The 17,574-nt window shown below is 63.7% G+C and carries 19 protein-coding genes; 14 read left to right on the plus strand and 5 right to left on the minus strand.

Going from position 1 to position 17,574, the window contains the following annotated elements; genetic code table 11:
- Positions 1-220 precede the first annotated feature (220 nt).
- Genes ssd through RHO23_RS23250 form a run of 7 tightly spaced genes read left to right on the plus strand, consistent with a single transcriptional unit; the run spans position 221 to position 4,714 of the window.
- Positions 221-1,294, plus strand: a complete 1,074-nt coding sequence (gene ssd, locus RHO23_RS23220) for a septum site-determining protein Ssd (RefSeq protein WP_064410122.1) — start codon at positions 221-223, stop codon at positions 1,292-1,294.
- Positions 1,291-2,451: a TadA family conjugal transfer-associated ATPase gene (locus RHO23_RS23225; protein ID WP_064407667.1), complete on the plus strand. Its 1,161-nt coding sequence runs from the start codon at positions 1,291-1,293 to the stop codon at positions 2,449-2,451. Before ssd ends, RHO23_RS23225 begins: the two co-directional genes overlap by 4 nt.
- Entirely contained in the window at positions 2,448-3,221 is a 774-nt protein-coding gene (locus RHO23_RS23230; RefSeq protein WP_064407668.1) for a type II secretion system F family protein, read from the plus strand. The genes RHO23_RS23225 and RHO23_RS23230 overlap by 4 nt, the downstream gene beginning before the upstream one ends.
- Positions 3,218-3,802, plus strand: a complete 585-nt coding sequence (locus tag RHO23_RS23235; protein WP_064407669.1) for a type II secretion system F family protein — start codon at positions 3,218-3,220, stop codon at positions 3,800-3,802. The genes RHO23_RS23230 and RHO23_RS23235 overlap by 4 nt, the downstream gene beginning before the upstream one ends.
- Positions 3,803-3,853: 51 nt before the next feature.
- Entirely contained in the window at positions 3,854-4,045 is a 192-nt protein-coding gene (locus RHO23_RS23240; RefSeq protein WP_030095883.1) for a DUF4244 domain-containing protein, read from the plus strand.
- A gap of 41 nt (positions 4,046-4,086) precedes the next feature.
- Positions 4,087-4,371: a TadE family type IV pilus minor pilin gene (locus RHO23_RS23245; protein ID WP_321179133.1), complete on the plus strand. Its 285-nt coding sequence runs from the start codon at positions 4,087-4,089 to the stop codon at positions 4,369-4,371.
- Between the two features lie 31 nt (positions 4,372-4,402).
- Positions 4,403-4,714, plus strand: a complete 312-nt coding sequence (locus tag RHO23_RS23250) for an Rv3654c family TadE-like protein (protein ID WP_423489287.1) — start codon at positions 4,403-4,405, stop codon at positions 4,712-4,714.
- A 36-nt stretch (positions 4,715-4,750) separates the two neighbouring features.
- Here RHO23_RS23250 and RHO23_RS23255 read toward each other — a convergent pair whose 3' ends face one another.
- Entirely contained in the window at positions 4,751-5,362 is a 612-nt protein-coding gene (locus RHO23_RS23255) for a TetR/AcrR family transcriptional regulator (protein WP_064407672.1), read from the minus strand.
- Positions 5,363-5,492: 130 nt separating this feature from the next.
- Here RHO23_RS23255 and RHO23_RS23260 point away from each other — a divergent pair, with 130 nt between their 5' ends.
- The 3 genes from RHO23_RS23260 (at position 5,493) to RHO23_RS23270 (ending at position 9,799) form a co-directional block, all read left to right on the plus strand.
- Positions 5,493-5,954 (plus strand): MmpS family transport accessory protein, encoded by a 462-nt coding sequence (locus RHO23_RS23260; protein WP_030095879.1) that lies wholly within the window; start codon positions 5,493-5,495, stop codon positions 5,952-5,954.
- Positions 5,951-8,893 (plus strand): RND family transporter, encoded by a 2,943-nt coding sequence (locus tag RHO23_RS23265; protein WP_064410123.1) that lies wholly within the window; start codon positions 5,951-5,953, stop codon positions 8,891-8,893. Before RHO23_RS23260 ends, RHO23_RS23265 begins: the two co-directional genes overlap by 4 nt.
- Positions 8,894-8,959: 66 nt before the next feature.
- Positions 8,960-9,799, plus strand: a complete 840-nt coding sequence (locus tag RHO23_RS23270; RefSeq protein ID WP_064407673.1) for a class I SAM-dependent methyltransferase — start codon at positions 8,960-8,962, stop codon at positions 9,797-9,799.
- A gap of 21 nt (positions 9,800-9,820) precedes the next feature.
- Here RHO23_RS23270 and RHO23_RS23275 read toward each other — a convergent pair whose 3' ends face one another.
- From RHO23_RS23275 to RHO23_RS23285, 3 genes are read right to left on the minus strand one after another with little or no spacing between them, the layout of a single operon-like run.
- Positions 9,821-10,189 carry a hypothetical protein gene (locus RHO23_RS23275; protein WP_423488410.1) on the minus strand — a complete coding sequence of 123 codons (369 nt, stop codon included), beginning with the start codon at positions 10,187-10,189 and terminating at the stop codon, positions 9,821-9,823.
- Positions 10,186-11,106 carry a carbon-nitrogen hydrolase family protein gene (locus RHO23_RS23280; RefSeq protein ID WP_064407675.1) on the minus strand — a complete coding sequence of 307 codons (921 nt, stop codon included), beginning with the start codon at positions 11,104-11,106 and terminating at the stop codon, positions 10,186-10,188. Before RHO23_RS23280 ends, RHO23_RS23275 begins: the two co-directional genes overlap by 4 nt.
- A gap of 30 nt (positions 11,107-11,136) precedes the next feature.
- On the minus strand, positions 11,137-11,781 hold the full coding sequence (locus RHO23_RS23285; protein ID WP_423488411.1) for a TetR/AcrR family transcriptional regulator: 645 nt from the start codon (positions 11,779-11,781) through the stop codon (positions 11,137-11,139).
- A 46-nt stretch (positions 11,782-11,827) separates the two neighbouring features.
- Between RHO23_RS23285 and RHO23_RS23290 the strand changes: the two genes are divergently transcribed.
- Together RHO23_RS23290 and RHO23_RS23295 are read left to right on the plus strand one after the other, a co-directional pair.
- A complete protein-coding gene (locus RHO23_RS23290) occupies positions 11,828-12,787 on the plus strand; it encodes an alpha/beta hydrolase (protein ID WP_064407677.1) in 960 nt (319 codons plus the stop codon).
- Between the two features lie 93 nt (positions 12,788-12,880).
- Positions 12,881-13,984 carry an NADH:flavin oxidoreductase/NADH oxidase gene (locus tag RHO23_RS23295; RefSeq protein WP_064407678.1) on the plus strand — a complete coding sequence of 368 codons (1,104 nt, stop codon included), beginning with the start codon at positions 12,881-12,883 and terminating at the stop codon, positions 13,982-13,984.
- On the opposite strand, the gene RHO23_RS23300 is transcribed toward RHO23_RS23295, so the two are convergent.
- Positions 13,981-16,290 carry a DEAD/DEAH box helicase gene (locus RHO23_RS23300; protein ID WP_064407679.1) on the minus strand — a complete coding sequence of 770 codons (2,310 nt, stop codon included), beginning with the start codon at positions 16,288-16,290 and terminating at the stop codon, positions 13,981-13,983. The genes RHO23_RS23295 and RHO23_RS23300 overlap by 4 nt on opposite strands.
- Positions 16,291-16,631: 341 nt before the next feature.
- Here RHO23_RS23300 and RHO23_RS23305 point away from each other — a divergent pair, with 341 nt between their 5' ends.
- Both RHO23_RS23305 and RHO23_RS23310 read left to right on the plus strand, forming a co-directional pair.
- Positions 16,632-16,835: a cold-shock protein gene (locus RHO23_RS23305; protein ID WP_005064941.1), complete on the plus strand. Its 204-nt coding sequence runs from the start codon at positions 16,632-16,634 to the stop codon at positions 16,833-16,835.
- A 115-nt stretch (positions 16,836-16,950) separates the two neighbouring features.
- Positions 16,951-17,529 (plus strand): hypothetical protein, encoded by a 579-nt coding sequence (locus RHO23_RS23310; protein ID WP_030095869.1) that lies wholly within the window; start codon positions 16,951-16,953, stop codon positions 17,527-17,529.
- Positions 17,530-17,574 lie beyond the last annotated feature (45 nt).

The following is a 17,574-nucleotide window of genomic DNA, read 5'->3' on the forward strand; positions in this document are numbered from 1 at the left end:
GGGTTACTCGGCTATGCCGAGTGTGTCTCAGCCCGACCCCCCGGGGCTGAAGCACGACGACCCTCGCCTCCTCCCCCCCTGGCGAGGGTCGTCCTCTTTTCTGGGGACGTTTATCACCGATTTTTGCGGCTCATCCCGGATCTATCCACAGATTCGTATCCATCCCCAATCTCGATGAGGCCCCTGGCGTTCACGTCGCGCAACCTTGATGGTGAAGCGCGTGGAGGCAAATGCGGGGGAGCCGATCGTCGTGGCAGTCGGCGATGGACGGCTTGGCAACGACATCGAGCGGATCGTCGCCGCGACTGGCAGGCCACTGATCACCGCTACCGATGCCGGTTCGATCGGCAGACAGGCCTGGACCCGCGCGAGTGCGGTGCTGCTCGATGGAGCCGACCCGTCGTTGGAAGCTGTGATCAGACTGCCTCGCCGTGCGCGGGTGTTACTCATCTCTGGGGACGAGCCGACAAGTGAGATGTGGCGCAGAGCGGTCGCGGTGGGTGCCGAGCAGGTGCTCACGTTGCCCGAGGACGAAGTCAGGCTCATCGAGGCATGTGCGGCGATGCCGGTCAGCGCCTCGGCGGGTCGCGCCCCGGTGATTGCGGTGGTGGGAGGACGCGGTGGTGCCGGTGCATCGGTGCTGTGTGCGGCGATTGGTCTCTGCGTGCCGGGCGGTGCGCTCATTGTGGATGCCGATCCGTACGGAGGCGGAATCGACCTACTGCTCGGATGGGAGGACGTCGAGGGCCTGCGCTGGCCGGACATCGATATGCGCAGTGGTCGAGTGGGTTTCGATGCTCTTCGACGTGCGCTGCCGCATCGGCGCGGGCTTGTTGTGGTGTCGGGCGACAGAACGGGTGGCGGAGGCAACACGGAGGCGATCGGTGGAGTCATCGATAGTGCACGCGACGCCGGCGTGCCGGTGATCATCGACCTTCCGCGGCGTCTCGGTGCGACAAGCGTGGCCGCACTTGAGCGCGCGGATCTGGTGGTCGTGGTGACACCTGCCGAGGTGCGAGCCTGCGCGGCCGCTGCGCTTGTGACCAGCGCGATACAGCTCATCAATCCGAACGTCGGCGTTGTGGTGCGAGGTCCGGCTCCGAGCGGGTTGCGGGCGGCCGAGGTGGCCGAAATTGTGGGGGCTCCAATGATCGCCGCGATGCGGCCAGAACCGAATCTCGGCAATCGCCTCGACAACGGCGGTCTGCGATTATCGAGCCGTTCACCGTTGACGGGTGCCGCGCACGCCGTGCTGGCGCTGGTCTCGCGGGAGGGCACGGGGGCGGCGGCATGACCGGTTCGCTGATCGATCGCGTTCGGGAACGGCTCGCGACCGAGAACGCGACGCTGCGTCCTACGGCGGTAGCGGCGGTGATACGCGCTGAATCCGGTGGCGTACTGGGTGATAGCGATGTGCTGCATAACATAAAGGAGCTCCAAAGTGAGCTGGCCGGTGCGGGCATCCTCGAGCCACTGTTAGGTGCGGACGGAGTCACAGACGTCTTGGTCACCGCGCCGGATCGGGTCTGGGTGGATGACGGTCAAGGATTGCGGCTCACCGCAGTGCGATTCGCCGACGAGGCCGCCGTGCGGCGACTCGCGCAGCGGCTGGCTCTCGCGGTGGGGCGACGTCTCGATGACGCGCAACCGTTTGTCGACGGTCAGCTGACAGGGATCGGCCCACCGCGTTCAGTGGTACGCCTTCATGCTGTGCTGGCGCCGATCGCGGTGGGCGGAACATGTGTCTCACTGCGCGTATTACGCCCGACTGCTAAGGGTTTGGATCAGCTGATCGCTGATGGCACCGTCGCTGAAGACGCTGGAGTCTTGCTTCGCGGGATGCTGGCGGCCCGGTTGGCGTTCCTCGTGACGGGGGGAACTGGCGCGGGTAAGACGACGCTGCTTTCGGCCCTGCTCGGAGCCGTCCATCCATCGGAACGCATCATCTGCGCCGAGGACGCCGCCGAGCTCGCGCCGGGTCATCCGCATGTGGTCACGTTGGCTGCACGCACCGTCAACGTCGAGGGGGTGGGAGAGGTCACCCTCCGCCAGTTGGTGCGGCAGGCGTTACGGATGCGACCCGATCGCATCGTGGTGGGAGAGGTGCGGGGCGCCGAGGTGGTTGAGCTACTGACCGCACTGAACACCGGTCACGATGGAGGTGCGGGAACTGTCCACGCAAACGCCCCGGCAGAGGTCCCGGCAAGACTGGAAGCGCTCGGAGCGTTGGGTGGGCTCGATCGTGCCGCGCTCCACTCGCAGTTCGCCGCGGCCATTCAGTGCGTATGTCACATCAGGCGGTTTGGGAACATTCGGAAACTGACTGAGATCGCGGTGGTGTGCAAGGGCGACGACGGGATAGCGCGGGTGATACCCGCGTGGAATCTAGACGGTGGGCCTCGTTCCGGCGCGGAGCGATTCGATGCATTGATCGCACGGGGTGTTACATGACACCGCAGGCCCTACTGCTGCTCTCTGTCGCGTTACTTGTTGCACCGCAAAGGCATTCACGCCTACAAAGGAGGACTTCCTCGCGGCGGTGGAACTGGAAACTGGCGGCAGCCCCTATGGGAGTGCTGGTGCTGGCGGCCCTGTGGTTGTTGCCTCTGTCGGTGGTGATCGCGGTGGGGGTGGTGGGTGGAACCTTGTGCATGTGGTGGAGTCGCCGCTCCCGGCTGAAGGTCCAGTCGAAGGAACTGGCTGTTTTGGAGTCCGGCCTTGATGTGCTCGTCGGCGAGCTGAGGGTTGGCGCGCATCCGGTGCACGCATTCGAAATCACTGCGGCGGATCTTGGCGGAACGGTCGGGGAGGTGTTCGCGGCTATGGCCGCACGCGCACGTCTCGGGGTGAAACTGGATCCGGCGATGCCGAGACTGGGGCCATTGGCGGGCCAGTGGGATCGGATCGGCAGCGGCTGGGCACTGGCCCAGCGGCACGGTCTCGCGGTTGCCGATCTGCTTGACGCATGTAGGACGGACCTGCAAGAGCGGCAACGATTTACCTCACGTGTTAACGCCGGGCTCGCCGGGCCTCGCGCGACCGCGGCAGTGCTCACCGGTCTGCCGGCAGCGGGAATCGGGCTGGGGCAGATGATCGGAGCCAAACCGCTCGCCGTGCTGAGCTCAGGTGGGTTTGGTGGTGTGCTGCTCGTCGTTGGGGTGGCACTGGCGTGTGCAGGTCTGCTGTGGTCCGACGCTATTACGGGGAAGGCATTGCGATGACCGCAGCGCTGCTGATGCTGGCCGCGGCGATTGTGACCGCGCCGGGAGCGTTGCGCGCTCGGGTCAGGCTGTCGCGTGCCGACGCAATTGTCTCTGCCGATCGCCGCGTGGCTGAAAAAGGTTTATTGGGAATGGCATTCAGTCTTGATGTGCTTAGCGTGTGTCTTCGATCGGGGATGCCGGTCGCAACCGCCGCGTTAGTGGTGTCGTCGTGCGCGCCGTCGGAACTGGCCCGCATCCTGAATCGCGCCGGGGAGATGCTCGCCTTGGGAGCCCCGGCGTCTGCTGCCTGGGCTGACTCGGGACCGTCGGATGATCCGGGATGCGAGCAGCGGCAGGCGTTGACCAGGCTGGCGCGGCGATCAGCCGACTCCGGTGCGGTGATGGCTGATGGCATCGCCTCGTTGGCCACTCAATGTCGCAGGGATGCGCTGGATTCGGCAGTGGCCACTGCGGAACGGGCCGGTGTGCTTATCGGGGCGCCGCTGGGTCTGTGCTTTCTGCCAGCCTTCGTCTGTCTGGGCATTGTGCCTGTCGTCATGGGTTTGGCGCGGGATGTGTTCAGTAGTGGCGTGCTGTGACCCGCGGACCGACCGCGGGGTTGAGAGGGAGGGAATCCATTGATACGCAACATCTTGACGACGCTACGTCGGCGGATGGTGGTGGTCGTCGAGTCAGAGGACGGCATGTCCACCGTCGAATACGCGATCGGGACGATCGCGGCGGCGGCCTTCGGAGCGATCCTCTACACGGTGGTCACCGGGGACTCGATTGTCAGTGCGCTTACCAACATCATCACGCGCGCGCTCAACACCGCCGTCTAGCGGGCGACACCGGAGCGGTTACCGTCGAAGCCGCGTTCGGTATCGCAGCATTGGTGACGGTACTCGTGTTGTGTTCTGCGGGTATTCAAGCGGTGTCGATGCAGGTGCGTTGTGTGGACGCCTCGCGTGAGGCGGCACGGTTGGTCGCCCGCGGTGACGAAGGCGGTGGGAGAGGGGTCGCACACCGCCTTGCTCCTCGCGGCGCAGTGGTCGAGGTTCGGCGCGACGGTGATTACGTGGTGGCGCGGGTTACCGCGAGAAGCCGGTTGTTGCCCGCCATCACGATTGCCGCCGAATCGGTTTCCGCGATGGAACCCGAGGGCTGAGGAAGGCTCGGCGACCATCGTCGCGGTGGCGATGATGGTCGTGCTGCTGGCGCTGACCGCAGGAGGCGCCGTAGTGGGCTCGGCGGTGGTGGCGCGGCATCGCGTGCAGGCCGCCGCTGATCTATCTGCGCTGGCTGGTGCACAGCGTGCGCTGTACGGCGCGGCTTCCGCCTGCGACAAGGTGGCCGTTGTTGCCCGGAGGATGGGCGCCACTGTCAACAGCTGCGTAGTTGAGGATCTCGATGTTTTTGTCGGGGTGAGTGTTCCGGCGATGTTGGGCCGGTTCGGTGTGGGTCCGGCCCGGGCGGCGGCCCGTGCAGGCCCGGTCACCGGCGACGTGTGACGGCGATACTGATCAGCGTTTGTTGGTTGATTGCGGTCAATCGAGATAGGGAGCCACGGCGGCGTAGAAGATTTCGACGTTGATGTCGATCATGTGTTGGCGGTCCAGGTCGGGGCGAGATCGCCACCAATGCCCGAGACGCTCGGCTGCACCGGACATGGCGTGCGCGAGTCCTTCGGCGAAAAGCTTGGGTATGCCGGGATGATCCCTGGTGATCAATGCGTAGGTCGTCTTGATGTTGTCCAACCGCAAGGCGGAGAGTTCTTCGCGCGACTCGGCGGGCAACACTGCGGCGCTGCCGTATATAAGTTCCCACCGCTCGGGGTGAGTCTCCAAGAGCTCGAAAAACACGTTGGCAGCGGCGGCGAACTGGTCGCGCACGGTCAGCGTGGGATCTACCCGCTGTATCAGCGTCTGCGCAAAGTCAGCCTGTGCGCGCCGCGCGCACGCCAGGTATGCGCCATCTTTGGTTGTGAAGTGACGGTAAGCGATGGGCTTGGTGACACCCGCGCCCTGGGCGATATCGCTCAACGAGACGGCGGCGAAGCCGCGCTCGAAGAACAACCGCTCGGCGGTGTCCAGCAGGTGCGCGTGGCGCTCTGCCCACGGACGACGCGAGCCCACGCCAGACGTCAAACCTGCCTCCATGGTTCCACAGCCTAGCCGACTTGTTACTTGCGGTAACAAGAGCTATGTTACCGAAGGTAACAACGACGACGAGCGGCAAGGAGGATCGCGTGTCCGCTATCCATCCCGTCCAGGTCAGGGGTACTCAGCTATGAGTCGGCACAAACAGTCGCGGGGCCGTGCCGGTCGACTTCTCGGCACGTTGTGGATGCCTTTGGTGGCGCTCATCGTCATCGTGGTCGTTGGCTTCGGAGTCAATCGGATTCGGGAGAAGTCGCAGGCAATCAGCCATCCGCCGACCACCCGTCCGATTCCGGCCACGGTTGTTCAGATCAATCCCAAGAACGTCACCTACGAGGTGTTCGGCAATCTGGGAACCAGCGGGAAGGTGTCCTATGCCAACCTCAACAGCGAACCCGTCGACGTCGTGCTGACTGCATTGCCGTGGTCGGTCTCTGAAACCACGATGTCGTCGGCCGCGTCGCTGAGCCTGGTCGCCCAGGTGGACGGGGACTCGCTGGGCTGCCGCATCCGGGTCAACGGCGAGGTCCGCGAGGAACAGGTTGTCAACCATGCCAGTGCCGCGGTCGCATGCACGGTGACGGCAGCATGACGTCGGGTCAGCAGCCGCCGGAGGACGCGACGACCGGTCCGGTACTGGTAGCGCCTGCAACGCCGGTGGCACAGGAACCCGAGAAGCGCCCTGGGCCTGCGCGATTGCTCCGCGTGCTGGCGATTCCGGTGGTGATCTTCTGGGTGCTGGCGGCCGCAGCCCTCAACATTTTCGTGCCCACCCTGGAAGAAACGACCGCGGCCAATGCCAAGGCGATGATTCCCCGTGACGCACCCTCGTCGGCCGCTGCCATCACGCAGGGGCAGGACTTCGAAGAGTCTGACTACACCAGCATGGCGGTAGTCGTTCTGGAGGCTCAGGGCCGCACGCTCGGCGAGCAGGACCACCGCTACTACGACGAGATGGTTCGCCGTCTACTCGATGATAAAGAGCACGTGCAGTCGCTCATGAATCTGTGGGGCGACCCTGTTACCAGGTCGGGTCAGCAGAGCGCGGACGCGCAGGCCGCAACGCTCACGGTGCGTCCTGCCGGAGATTTGGGTGACGCCGACTCGAACAGGTCGATCAAGGCCATCCGCGGCATCATCGAAAAGCTGGACAAGGACAAGCCCGAAGGGCTCACGGTCTACGTGAGTGGGCCGGCACCCTTGGCCTCGGACACTCTCAATGCCGCCGACGAGAGCATGGTCACGCTGACGATCGTCACCATCGTGGTGATCATCGCGATGCTGCTCATCGCCTACCGCTCGTTCACTCGGGCGATCATCCCGTTGATCGGAGTGTTGATCACACTGGCCACGGCCCGTGGCGTGGTCTCCCTTCTGGTCGAAAACCACGTCATCGGGATCTCGTCGTTCGCGATGAACATGGCCGTGTCCTTGGTTCTCGGTGTCGCCACCGATTACGGGATCTTTTACCTGGGCCGTTTTCAGGAGGCCCGGCGCGCGGGGGAGGACCGGGAGTCCGCCTACTACACCTCGGTGCGCAGCGTGGCCCACGTTGTTCTGGGATCGGGCATTGCGATATCGGGTGCGTGCCTGTGCCTGAGCCTGACGACCCTCGACTACTTCCGGACGTTGGGGCCACCGTGTTTTGTGGCAATGGTCGTCGCCGTCATCGCGGCGCTCACGCTGGGGCCGGCCCTGTTGACACTGGGTAGCAAGATCCCCTGGCTCTCCGAGCCGGCCAAGACCAGCCCGGTATGGCGCAAGCTGGGCACGGCGATCGCCAAGTGGCCTGTCGCGATGATTGCGGTTGCAGCGCTGGTGATTCCACTGTGTATCGCGAACCTGGCCAACTACACGGTGAGCTACAACGATCGCGATTACGCTCCCAAGAGTGTCGAGTCGTCTCGCGGCTATGACGCCGCAGACCGGCATTTCCAGCCGAGTCAGCTCTCGATCGACACCCTGTACATCAAGGCCGATCACGACATGCGCAACACCACCGACATGATCAGTCTCGACCGGATCGCGAAGAACATTGTTCGTACGCCTGGCATTTCGATGGTGCAAAGCATTACCCGGCCCAATGGCCGACCGCTGGAACACGCCTCGCTGCCATATGCGATGGGCTCGATGGGCACCAAGATCGGTCAGAATCTGGGGTTCCTGAAAGACCGCGTAACCGACATCGACACCATGGCCGCCCGGATGGGGGACATGATGGAGTTGAGCAAGAACATGGCGAACATCACCGGCCAGCTGTCCGCGGGTACGCAGATGTCCGTGGAGGCTTCCCGGGGTCTGAAGGCTGCGATGGAGAAGACCCGCGACAACCTGTCCAACTTCGATGACTTCTTCCGTCCGATACGTAACTATTTGTATTGGGAGCCTCACTGTTTCGACATTCCGATTTGTTGGGCCATGCGCTCGTTGAATGAATCGGTCGACAACATCGACGAAGCGACCTCGCAACTGGGCCCGATGGTGGACGGGCTGAGCATGGTTGATGCGGCCACTCCGCAGATGATCACGCAGCTCAATGCCATGGTGCAGAACATGGCTGTCATGCAGCAGCTGACCTTGACGATGCAAAGCCTCTTCCACGCCACCATCGCCCAGCTCGAGCCCATGATCGACCCGATGGTCGATATGGGTAAGGCTTTCGACAACGCCAAGAATGACGACTTCTTCTTCATGCCGCCGGAGTCGTTCAAAACTAAGGACTTTCAGACCGGATTGAAATTCATGATGACCCCCGACGGCAAGGGTGCACGGATTCTGATCTACCACGAGGGTGAAGCGATGAGTCCGGAGGGCATTGATCAGATTCAGCGCGCCGAGTCCGCCGCCCACGAGGCGATCAAGGGGACATCGCTGTCCAATGTCGATCTGCTGGTAGCCGGTGCATCCGCGAATTACCGTGATGTACAAGCATTTTCCATGAACGACATCTTGACGATGATGTTGGCCACGTTCGGGCTGGTGTTCCTGATCGTCATGGTGATCACCCGCACGCTGGCCGGTTCGGTGATTGTCCTGATCACTGTGGTGCTGTCTTTCCTGGGCTCCCTCGGTTTGGCGGCATTCATCTGGGAAACCTTGATCGGTATCGAATTACATTGGCTGACGCTGCCTATTGCGTTCATCGTGCTGGTGGGCGTGGGTTGCGACTACAACCTGCTATTGCTCTCCCGATACCGCGAAGAGCTCTCTGCCGGAATACGCACGGGTCTGATTCGTACCATCGCAGGCTCAGGCAACGTTGCCGTCACCGCGGCATTCGTGCTCGCCGGCACCATGCTGGCCATGCTCTCCAGTGATGTGGTCAACATCGGCCAGGCGGGGTCCACTATCTGCATCGGCCTGATCTTCGACATGATGATCGTCCGGCTGTTCCTGGTCATGCCGTTGGCCAGGCTGCTGGGGCCCTGGTTCTGGTGGCCGCAGAAACTCCCCGCCCGGAAACGCGCCACGTTTAGAGATGAGCCCGAACTCGGCCCGCAACCGGACGAGCCCACTACCGCAACGGTTTAACAGAACCATGACCTGATCATTGTCCGTACAGCTAAATAGGTTGTACGCGCCAATAGGATGGCAGCCATGAGTGACAGAGCTGGTTGGTTGGGTGCGAATCGGGCCAACTGGAACGAGCGGGCCGCAATTCACGCGGCACGTGATGGCTCGGGGTATCAGGTGCAGGACTTCGTCGACAACGGCTCGTTGCTCTCGGATGTCGTCAGTTTCGACCTGCCGGTGCTCGGTGACATCGCAGGCAAGAACACCGTGCACCTGCAGTGCCATATTGGGACAGACACGATTTCGTTGGCCCGCCTGGGTGCCGTCGTGACGGGCCTGGATTTCTCACAGGACGCTATCCGGGAGGCTCGGACACTGGCCGCCGAGACGGGCGATGTCGTGACCTTTGTAGAGGCAGACGTTCACGATGCAGCAAAAGTACTGCCGTGCAATAGCTTCGACCTTGTCTACACCGGAATTGGGGCGCTGTGCTGGCTTCCTCGCGTTGACGCGTGGGCGGAGGTGGTTTCGGCGCTCCTTGTTCCCGGTGGGGTTCTAGTGATCCGCGAAGGTCATCCGATCTTGTGGTCGATGGATGATTCCGTTGGTGACGAGTTGCGTCTGCGATACCCGTACTTCGAGCATGACGAACCGTTGGAATGGGACGACGGTCAAACATACGTCCCTACGGACAAGGTCATTCAGGCTTCGACGACCTACGAATGGAATCACTCTCTCGGCGAGATCGTGACGGCTCTGATCACGAGCGGTCTACGCATCGATCTCCTGATCGAGCACGATAGCGTTCCCTGGGAGGCACTTCCCGGCCATATGGCGCCGCGGCCCGGAGGTGAATGGGCGCTGAGCGAGCGGTCGGGTGTCATGCCCCTGACGTACACGATCAGGGCCACGAAGACGGCCTGAAGCGGGCTGCGGCTGCCAATCCTATTGGACTGCAACCAAAGCCAGACCGCCACTGGTTGCCACGAATGAGGCGAACGTGACGGCCTTGAAGACTGCGGTGGACGCGACGTTCTCCTTGAACGCCATCGGCAGAAACAGGGTTGGGTTTAGCAGCGCGCCAAAGACCACGACGGCGGCCAGCCAGCTGGGCATTCCCGGCACGGCGAGACCCACCGCGATCAGGAGTATTCCCATCATGATGTAGTCCAGGTGGGCCTGGAGGAACCTGCGGCCGTTCGTCACGCCGATGCGCTTTAGCAGTTGCGGGGCAAGGAAGTTGGCGGCCACCGCCCTACCCATCATTGCCCCGAATGCCAGCTCGAGGAGGCCGATGCGGACGACGAGGTTCATGCGCCGACCATGTTTCTGCGATACCATCGCCGGCCATGCCACCGTTGGTAATGCCATGCGGCGGTGGGCAGTGCGCCGCGGGGATGCAGCCAGAAACGGTCGGGAATCTCGGCCAGGGGTGCCTGGCGTCCGAGGTCGATCTCGCCGAGGAGGATGCCCTGGCCCTGTTCGGGGCGACGTTCGGCGATGACGTGCCCGGCACCGTCGGTGATCAGGGTGGAACCCTCAAAATGCCCCCGATACTCAAGGGGTATCCAGGGCATGGCGCAGCGGAAATCGCCGACGTGGGCAGCGTGAACAACGGGTGCTCCAACGTATTTGGCGAACGTGCCCGCCGCGGCCCGGGCGGTCTCGTGGTTGCGGCGTTCCATCCCCTCGAAGGTCGCGCGTGGGTGCCATGGAGGTACCGACCACCAGCCGGAACCGGTCATGACCAGATCAACCCGTGAACGCATGCGTTGTGCGGTGCGGGTGCGCATCAGCTCCCAACACACGGCAGCCCCAACGTCATACGCGCCCGCACGGAACACCCCGTCGTCCTGGCCGCCGATGTAGAAGGAGTTCTCCCACATGGTCGGCAGGTCTTTGTCGTGGCGCCCGACCACTCCCGTCGCATCCGCTGCGACGTAGGCGTTGCGGACGTGCCCATCCCCGTCCCGACACAGGAACGAGCCGCCGACGAGCGCGTCGTAGCGACGGGCCAGTGAGCACAGCAGTTCGGTGGCCTCTCCCGAGAAGGGCAGGGTGGCATTTTTCAAGGAGGGGTCGAAAGCGATCCCGCTGGTGAAGAACTCGGGCAACGCGATGATGCGTGCGCCGGATTGGCCGGCCTTATCGGCGAGCGTGGAGCACCGGTCCAGATTCGCGGCGACATCGCCGATGACTGCTTCGAGTTGGATCGCCGCCGCCAGCACCATAACCGAACGCTACTACAAAACTGAACGCTCCTACAAGACTTTGGTGCGGACGAGGCCGCGCTCGATGATTTCGCGCCCCAAGGCCAAGACGCGTTGCATCTCGGCGGGCTCAAGGCGCAGCCGGTCAGGACGCAAATTGAGCGACAAGACGCCATTCCATGCGCCCCACAGAAAGATGGACGTCCGGACCGGATCTGCGCAGTGCAGCTCACCCGCGGCGTCGGCGCGGCGGAGCACATCAGCGATGTCGCCGACCAGCGACTCGACCTTGTCGGCAATCCGGCGCTCGACCTCGTCGGCCATATCTCCGGGGGGAACGTCGAGGGTGCGCAGGGCGATCATGCGGAAGTACCCGGGGTTCTGCAGATGGAAATCGCAGTACGCGTCGCTGGCCGCACGCAGTTCTTCCATCGGCGTGCGCCCCTCGCCAAAAGCCCTGGCCATCGCCTCCTCATTGACCAGCAGCGCGCGCTCGACGAGCGCGAGATAGAGACGCTCTTTGTTTTTGAAGTGGTGATAGATCGAACCGACCGCGAGATCGGCGGTATCGGCGATCGCGTCCATGGTGACCGCATGGAACCCGCGCTCCACGAAGAGTCCTTCGGCCGCGTCGAGGATTGCCGCTGTCGTGACGGCGGTGCGGCGGTCTTGACGTCGACCCTTGGTCTCAGGCACCCACCGAGGTTACGGGTGTGCGATCCCCGAGCGGTAGCGTTAGCGGATGGTCGTCACCCTGCACCCCAAGTCGGGTCTCAAGGCCCGGTTGCCGTTTTTGTTTGTGCTGCTGTTCGTCAAGCCGCTGTTGATCCTGTTTCCGATCCTCGACGCCGGACTTCGCCAGCTCAAATGGCTGGACCAGGGTGCCCAACGGGGACCCGATGCGCCCGGTATTCAGCGGACGCGGATCGCCCTGGTCGACCGGCCTACGGATCTGATGGTGCCGGCGGGGACGCAAGCAAGTGATTCCGATACGGCCATCCTGTATCTGCACGGTGGCGCCTTCATCGCGTGCGGGCCCGCCACCCACCGCAAGATCACCGGCTTGCTGGCGCGCCAGCTTCAGATCCCGGTATACGTGCTCGACTACCGGCAGCTGCCGGTGGCCGGGGTGGGTACCTCGGTGGCAGATGCGGTGCAGGCCTATCGCGAGCTGCTGCAGGACTACACGCGGGTGGTCATCGTCGGTGACTCGGCCGGCGGGTACCTGAGCGGCAAGGTCATTGAGTATGCGCACACCCATGGACTTCCGAAGCCCGTTGCCTATGTCGGGTATTCGCCGCTGCTGGATCTGGACCTGGCGTCCAACCCGGCCAGCACCAGCCGCCATGACGCATATTTACCCAAGGGCAAGCTCGCTAAGCTCGCACCCAAATTCGACAGGGGCCCAGTGGAATTCACTGGCGAGCGGCGGGTGATTTCGGTGCCTGTCGAGGCGTTTCCGCCTACGCTGCTCATCACCGCGCAGGACGAGTTCCTGGAGCCGGATGCTCTGGAGCTCGCCGAGAAGCTCACCACCGCAGGCGTGGTTGCCAAGGTGCACAGCTACTCGTGGCAGCTGCACGCTTTCCCGGCCATCGCGGTCTCGCGCGATACCGCTGAGGCGGTCGTGCTGTCTGCCGACTTCGTGCGGGAGGCGCTCTCCGCTGTCGAGCAGGGACCGGCAACCGAACAGGCAGGCTAAATAGGCCGCGGGAAGCATCCCGCGCCTGTCTGCGTTGGATTGTGCCGGGCCAGCCAGGCTGGCCGTCGACCCGACGCGAGGAGCCTTCGCACCATGAGCCTGCTGTTCGAGCCGTACCGGCTGCGTGACATCACCATTCCCAACAGGATCTGGATGTCGCCGATGTGCCAATACTCGGCCGACCCCACCGGTCCCTTGACCGGTACACCCAACGATTGGCACCGCACTCACTTGATCAGCCGGGCGGTCGGTGGTGCTGGGCTGGTGTTCACCGAGGCAACCGCCGTCAACGCGCGAGGGCGACTCTCCCCGTACGACACCGGGCTGTGGAACGACACCCAAGAGCAGGCCTGGGCCTCCATCGTGGGCGCCGTCAAGGAGTTTGGCGCGATTCCCGGGGTACAGCTCGGGCATGCCGGACGTAAGGCGTCTACCGTCGCACCATGGGACGGGCATCTCTCACTGAACCCCTCAGATCCATTGAGCTGGGAGACAATTGGACCCACTAACGCGCCGTATGGTGACTTCGAGCCGCCGGTGGCGGCCACGCCCGCTGATCTCAACGCGATTATCGATGACTACGTGGTTGCCGCGCAGCGCGCGTTGCGGGCGGGCTTCCAGGTGCTTGAGGTGCATGCCGCCCACGGCTACATTCAGCACCAATTCCTCTCTCCGGCAAGCAATACCCGCACCGATGAGTACGGCGGGTCTTTCGCCGGCCGGGTGAAGCTCACCCTGGACACTGTTGCGGCGGTACGTACGGTCTGGCCCGAACACCTGCCGCTTTTCGTCAGGGTGTCGGCCACTGACTGGGTGTCCGAGGAGCCCGGGCTGGAGTCAGACAGCTGGACGCCCGACCAGACCGTCGAGCTGGCCAGGCTGCTGCAGGCGCGTGGGGTGGATCTCATCGACGTGTCGACAGGCGGCAACGTGCCACATGTCCGGATTCCTACGGGGCCCGGATATCAGGTGCGATTCGCCCGTCGTATCCAGACCGAAACAACGCTTCCCGCAGCCGCGGTCGGCATGATCACCGAGCCACACCAGGCAGAATCGATCCTCGCCGCCGGCGATGCCTCCGCGGTGTTGCTGGGCCGCGAACTATTGCGCGACCCGTATTGGCCACGGCGCGCCGCCCGGGAGCTGGGCGCCGAGCTGAGCCCGGTGGTTCCCAAGCAGTATGCCCGCGCCTTCTAGCCGGGTAGTCGAGACAGCACCAACCGCAGCACCTTGACGGCTGCGGCCTTGTCCAGTGGGGAGTTTCCGTTGCCACACTTGGGTGATTGCACACAGGACGGGCACCCGGCCTCGCATTCACACGCCTCGATGGCGTCAGCCGTGGCACCCAGCCAGATCGCGAGCTGCTGATATCCGCGGGCGGCAAAACCCGCACCACCCGGGTGGCCGTCGTACACGAACACCGTTGGTAGCCTGGTTTCGGCTTGCAGCGCGGTGGACACTCCGCCGATGTCGCCACGATCACAGCTGGCCACCAACGGCAGCAGGCCTATCGCGGCATGCTCGGCCGCGTGCAGGGCGCCGGGCGTGGCCAGTGCCTCGATGTCGATGCTCGCCAACGCTTCCGGGGTGATGGTGTACATCACCGCCTTGGTGCTCAGTGTTGAGGAGGGCATATCGAGTTCGACGAAGTCCAGGATCTCGCCGGTCGCAAGCTTGCGTAGATAGCCGATCACCTGGTGGGTAACGTCCACCGGCACCAGCCCTATCTGGATGTCACCCAGATCGATCCGCTCGCCCTCGCCGGTGATCGCGATATCGATGGTCGATCGGGCGAACGTCGAATAGTCTGGAGTGGCGTTGTGCACCAAAGCGATTCCATCACCGAAATCGAGCGAATCGACCAGATAGGTCTCGCCGGAATGCAAATAGACTGCGCCCGGATGCACTGTCGCAGGGGCCCGCCCGGAATCGACGGTTCCCAACACTCGCCCGGTATCGGCCTCCAGGATCATCACCTGTCCGCCGATAGATCCACGGATATCCACCGCCGCATACGGATTGAGGCCGGGGGTCGCAAAGTATCCGCCGGGCCGCTTGCGTAGTAGCCCGTCGTCAACGAGCTGGGCGACCACATCTCCAGCATCCAGGGATCGCACATCGTCCTCTGTCAGCGGTAATTCGGTTGCCGCGCACAGCAGATGGGGGCGCAGCACATGCGGATTGGTCGGATCGATCACCACCGCCTCAATCGGCTTGTCCAACAGCGCGCCCGGATGGTGAACCAGGTAGGTGTCCAGCGGATCGTCGCGAGCGACCAGTACCACCAACGACCCCTGTCCCCGGCGCCCGGAGCGTCCGGCCTGCTGCCAGAATGAGGCCACGGTGCCCGGAAAACCCGCCACCACAACGGCATCCAAACCGGCGATATCGACGCCCAGCTCAAGAGCGTTCGTGGTCGCCGCACCGGTCAACGTGCCCGTCGACAACGCCTGTTCCAGCGCCCGGCGGTCCTCCGGTAGATAGCCCGCCCGGTACGCCGCCACTTGCGACGCCAGTGCCGGATCGACCTCCGCGAGCCGATGGGCGGCGCCGAGCGCTGTCATCTCCGCGCCCCGCCGCGATCGGACGAATGTCAACGTTCGCGCGCCCTCCTGGACCAAATCGGCGAGCAGTCGGGATGCCTCGGTGCTTACCGGGCGTCGCACCGGTGCCCCGTTCTCTCCGGTGATCGGAAGCAGCGGCGGTTCCCAGAGCGCCACCGTGCGCATCCCGTGTGGAGAACCGTCTGCGATGACTTCTTCGACCGGCTGACCGATCAACGCGTGCGCCGCGGCGCCCGGATTAGAGGTTGTGGCGCTGGCGAACACCACTGTTGGATGCGAACCATAGCGTGCGCACAAGCGCAGCAGTCGCTGCAGCACGAGAGCCACATTCGACCCGAAAACTCCACGGTAGTAATGACATTCGTCCACCACCAGATAGCGCAATCCGCGCAGGAATGCCGACCAGCGGGTGTGGTTGTGCAGCAGTGACACGTGCATCATGTCGGGATTGGTGAAGATCCACCGCGAGTTCTCGCGCGCGAACCGCCGCAACTCGTTGGAGCTGTCGCCGTCATACGCGCAGGGCAGCACTCGATCGAAACTGTCGATCCCCGTGATCAATTCGCGTATCGAGCGCAACTGGTCGTGGCCGAGTGCCTTGGTGGGTGCGAGATAGAGCGCACGGGCCCGCGGCTCTGCGGCCAGCGCGGTCAGAATCGGCAATTGATAGGCCATCGACTTCCCGGAAGCGGTGCCGGTGGCTACCACCACATGGCGGCCCGCGAATGCCAGCGAGGCGGCGGCGACCTGGTGCGACCACGGATCGGTCACTCCTTGGGCGGCAAAAGCAGTGATCGCGTCGCGGTGTACCCACTGCGGCCACACCGCGACCTCGGCATTTCGAGCAGGAATATCGCAAATATGCCGCACCGGAGTTTCGCCGCTGGGTGTACCGGCCACGATGAGATCCAGCAGTTCACGGCCATAGCCGACGGTCACCGCAAAACCCCTCGTGACCTGCACACTTGTGCCAAAACGGTGTCGAGTTCGCTACCGCATCTGGCCATAATGCCAGGGTAAGGCAGGCCAAAAGGGGGCCGAAGTTTCGCCACTGTTCACCGAACTTCCTATCAATTATCTGGCTCACCGCTATCGCCAACGCTCTAAACATGCTCTACTTAGGGCGGTCGCAGCTTCTGTGTTCGTGTTTTGCACTCGCAGGATCGACGTTGCGGTCGCGGTTCCTGCGAGGGTCTTCTTCACGGGGTATGGCGGTCGGAACGGGGCCCGACGTACCGAACGGCGCGTCGCACCCGGTGTAAGAGAAGGAAAATCAAGAAATGCCACAGGGAACTGTGAAGTGGTTCAACGCGGAAAAGGGCTTCGGGTTCATTGCTCCCGAGGACGGCTCCGCCGACGTCTTCGTCCACTACACGGAGATTCAGGGCAACGGATTCCGTACCCTGGAAGAGAACCAGAAGGTTGAGTTCGAGGTAGGCCAGAGCCCCAAGGGCCCCCAGGCTACCGGCGTCCGCGCCGTCTGACCCACATCCGTCGAAGGAACGCCCCTGGCCATGGCCGGGGGCGTTTCTCGTTCCAAGAATCTCTCCGCGCGCGGGTAGGGCCTACTGGTGCGCGGAGAAAGTACTGTCTGTGACTGTGAGCCAGCTGTCCTTCTTTTCCGCCGAATCGGTGCCTCCCGAGGTCACCGATCTGGCGGGGCTGCTGGCTGGACCGGGCCAGGTTGTGGTCAGTGGCGCGGGCGCCCGGATCTCGGTGGTCGTGGACCAGCCGTGGCGTGCGCTGGCACTGGCCGAGATGATCACCGAAACCGGTTTACAGGCCGAGGTCGGTCACACCGACGAGAACCATCCGCTGGTGCGTACCGCCATCGATCCCGCGGTGCTCCCGATCGCGCGTGAGTGGACTCGGGGCGCGGTGAAAACCGTCCCAGCGCAATGGTTACCGGGTGCTCGTGAATTGCGGGCCTGGGTGCTTGCGGCGGGCGCACCGGAAGCCGATCGGTACCTCCTCGGACTGGACCCGCACGCTCCCGATACCCATTCGACGCTGGCGGCCGCGCTGATGCGCGTGGGCATTGCCCCAACGTTGATCGGAACACGTGGCGCCAATCCCGCGTTACGAATCAGTGGGCGACGCCGGCTGGGGCGGCTGCTCGAAAACATCGGCGAACCACCCGGCGATACCGATGCATTTCGTGTTTGGCCGAGGGTATAACCGGGTTTTATCAGCGGTTTAACGGCGACACGGACACACTTTTAG

The sequence above is a fragment of the Mycobacteroides sp. PCS013 genome, assembly GCF_049532645.1.
GTDB classification, from domain to species: domain Bacteria; phylum Actinomycetota; class Actinomycetes; order Mycobacteriales; family Mycobacteriaceae; genus Mycobacterium; species Mycobacterium gwanakae.

Bases quoted from the DNA above. Each gene is read 5' to 3' on its own strand.
- RHO23_RS23225 (WP_064407667.1), top strand. From the start codon at position 1,291: ATGACCGGTTCGCTGATCGATCGCGTTCGGGAACGGCTCGCGACCGAG.
- RHO23_RS23230 (WP_064407668.1), top strand. From the start codon at position 2,448: ATGACACCGCAGGCCCTACTGCTGCTCTCTGTCGCGTTACTTGTTGCA.
- RHO23_RS23235 (WP_064407669.1), top strand. From the start codon at position 3,218: ATGACCGCAGCGCTGCTGATGCTGGCCGCGGCGATTGTGACCGCGCCG.
- RHO23_RS23250 (WP_423489287.1), top strand. From the start codon at position 4,403: ATGATGGTCGTGCTGCTGGCGCTGACCGCAGGAGGCGCCGTAGTGGGC.
- RHO23_RS23255 (WP_064407672.1), bottom strand. From the start codon at position 5,362: ATGGAGGCAGGTTTGACGTCTGGCGTGGGCTCGCGTCGTCCGTGGGCA.
- RHO23_RS23260 (WP_030095879.1), top strand. From the start codon at position 5,493: ATGAGTCGGCACAAACAGTCGCGGGGCCGTGCCGGTCGACTTCTCGGC.
- RHO23_RS23265 (WP_064410123.1), top strand. From the start codon at position 5,951: ATGACGTCGGGTCAGCAGCCGCCGGAGGACGCGACGACCGGTCCGGTA.
- RHO23_RS23270 (WP_064407673.1), top strand. From the start codon at position 8,960: ATGAGTGACAGAGCTGGTTGGTTGGGTGCGAATCGGGCCAACTGGAAC.
- RHO23_RS23275 (WP_423488410.1), bottom strand. From the start codon at position 10,189: ATGAACCTCGTCGTCCGCATCGGCCTCCTCGAGCTGGCATTCGGGGCA.
- RHO23_RS23280 (WP_064407675.1), bottom strand. From the start codon at position 11,106: ATGGTGCTGGCGGCGGCGATCCAACTCGAAGCAGTCATCGGCGATGTC.
- RHO23_RS23290 (WP_064407677.1), top strand. From the start codon at position 11,828: ATGGTCGTCACCCTGCACCCCAAGTCGGGTCTCAAGGCCCGGTTGCCG.
- RHO23_RS23295 (WP_064407678.1), top strand. From the start codon at position 12,881: ATGAGCCTGCTGTTCGAGCCGTACCGGCTGCGTGACATCACCATTCCC.
- RHO23_RS23305 (WP_005064941.1), top strand. From the start codon at position 16,632: ATGCCACAGGGAACTGTGAAGTGGTTCAACGCGGAAAAGGGCTTCGGG.